The organism is Cyanobacteriota bacterium (assembly GCA_025054735.1).
Taxonomy (GTDB): Bacteria; Cyanobacteriota; Cyanobacteriia; order SKYG9; family SKYG9; genus SKYG9.
Map to the genome: position 1 here is coordinate 1 of JANWZG010000579.1, position 1826 is coordinate 1826.

General features: G+C 45.1%; 3 protein-coding genes. 2 read left to right on the forward strand and 1 reads right to left on the reverse strand.

Going from position 1 to position 1826, the window contains the following annotated elements:
• Nucleotides 1–403 (forward strand): CPBP family intramembrane metalloprotease (locus NZ772_18335; protein MCS6815515.1); only part of this gene is annotated, 403 nt, incomplete at its 5' end.
• Between the two features lie 257 nt (nt 404–660).
• Here the strand turns inward: NZ772_18335 and NZ772_18340 are convergent.
• Complete coding sequence (locus NZ772_18340; GenBank protein MCS6815516.1) at nt 661–846, reverse strand: hypothetical protein; 186 nt, start codon at nt 844–846, stop codon at nt 661–663.
• 685 nt (nt 847–1531) lie between these two features.
• On the opposite strand from NZ772_18340, the gene psbZ reads away from it, so the two are divergent.
• Nucleotides 1532–1720 (forward strand): photosystem II reaction center protein PsbZ, encoded by a 189-nt coding sequence (gene psbZ / locus NZ772_18345; GenBank protein MCS6815517.1) that lies wholly within the window; start codon nt 1532–1534, stop codon nt 1718–1720.
• Nucleotides 1721–1826: the final 106 nt, after the last annotated feature.

The following is a 1826-nucleotide window of genomic DNA, read 5'->3' on the forward strand; positions in this document are numbered from 1 at the left end:
GATCGTCATCCTCGTTTCTCTGCTGAATCAACAACTTTGGCAAGGTCAAGGTGGCAGCAACCCCATTCTACCCATCGCTTTAGATAGCGGCGACCCCTTGGCGATCGCTTGTTTTTTCACCACAGCATCCCTCGCTGCCCCCCTATTTGAAGAAGTTATGTTTCGAGGATTTTTGCTGCCTTCCTTAACTCGCTACTTGCCAGCATGGGGGGCGATCGGCATCAGCAGTTTCCTGTTTGCTCTAGCCCACCTCAGTGTCTCTGAAGTGCTACCCCTAACGGCCTTGGGCTGTGTCTTAGGCTTCGTCTATCTGCGATCGCGCAGCTTGTTAGCCCCTATCTTGCTGCATGGTCTGTGGAATGGTGGCACCCTCATCAGCCTAGTCACCCTAGGCAATTCATAATCAAAAAGCATGGACTTATAGTTATTCCAGACTAGAAAGAGACATCCTTAGCCCCTCTCCCTCGCTTTGGGAGGGGAACTGGTGTAAATCCTTGAGCTTTAGCTTCGGCGACAATTGTTTTCATGGTTTTCGTGTTCCGATTGAGCGCCATAAAAAATCATCCGCCCTGCCATAGGTTACGGATGATATATTTATCACAATCTTTTAGAGCAAGACTTTAATCGTTAGAACCAAATGGTGATAGGTATTCAGTGAGTTTACTCTTGAGTTTGGTCTCCTATCATCAGGTCGTCAGGATCAACATAGTGGCAGGTTGCATCATCAATACAGATTAACGCCCATCCAGAATCATCAACTCCCATAAACTTGTAAGATGCTTCCTGGACAAAGAATCCTCTGTGGTTTCTTGTATCTGGCTTAACATTTACTTGATTATTCAGCATGGTGACTACGCTCCTGGAAAAAACGATAAAGAAAAGTAATCGTAAGGTAAAAGGAATGTTATCATTAGGTTCCTGAGAATAGTGTTAAGTTAGTCATCGTATTATTACTGCAAGTAAATCTTTGGACAGATATATCAACTGATGTCATAGCTTGCTGAAGTCCACATCCAGCAAGGTTTGTAGGTACACAAGCAAGACACAAAAGGGTGCTTTGGTGATTCTTCAGACTTAGATTTTCTTTTAAACTTTTGTATCAGTCCTCTGAGCAGCTTTTGCGAGCCTACTAGCAGCTTGCATTGTACCGTTAGCATCCATCCTCACCCTAAATTTCTCTCCCAGAGGGGAACCTCAACCCGAATTCTCTCCTCTCCCTACTGGGAGAAGAGGTTGGGTAGTGTAGCTTGCTTCCCGCAGGGTGGAGGGGCTGTTGCATCCATATCTGCTGGGCTTGTGCTATTCCCTAAATTTCCAATGCAGATAGCTTGTAGTGGAAACTTGAGCTTGTACTATACTGATAGGGTTGTGGAGATAGTATTCAGAGAATTTCAGTCTGTGCTGCTTGGGAAATCGATCGCTGGCAAGGCACCTTTTCTGGTAGGGTTACAAGAGGGAGATGTACAAGACTAAGACCTTGCTGTCAGGGTTTTGGGCTTGTCTGCAATTAGTATTCGGAGATTCAAAAACCATGTCGATCGTGTTTCAGCTTTTTTTATTCGCCCTGGTTGCTCTTTCATTTGTGATGGTCATCGGTGTACCCGTAGCCTATGCGTCGCCTCAAAACTGGGATCAGTCAAAGCGATTACTGTTCCTAGGTTCCGGGATTTGGGTACTGTTGGTGATTATTGTGGGTGTACTAAACTATCTGGTGGTATAAGGCTAATGGTCTGAAGTTGTTGTGTGTTCATTGCTAGGCATTAATGGCTGTTTTTGAAGGACGGTTTACTAAGCCCGAATCATTGCGATTGGCAATCGTGATTGGT

Bases quoted from the DNA above. Each gene is read 5' to 3' on its own strand.
- psbZ (MCS6815517.1), top strand. From the start codon at position 1,532: ATGTCGATCGTGTTTCAGCTTTTTTTATTCGCCCTGGTTGCTCTTTCA.
- NZ772_18340 (MCS6815516.1), bottom strand. From the start codon at position 846: ATGCTGAATAATCAAGTAAATGTTAAGCCAGATACAAGAAACCACAGA.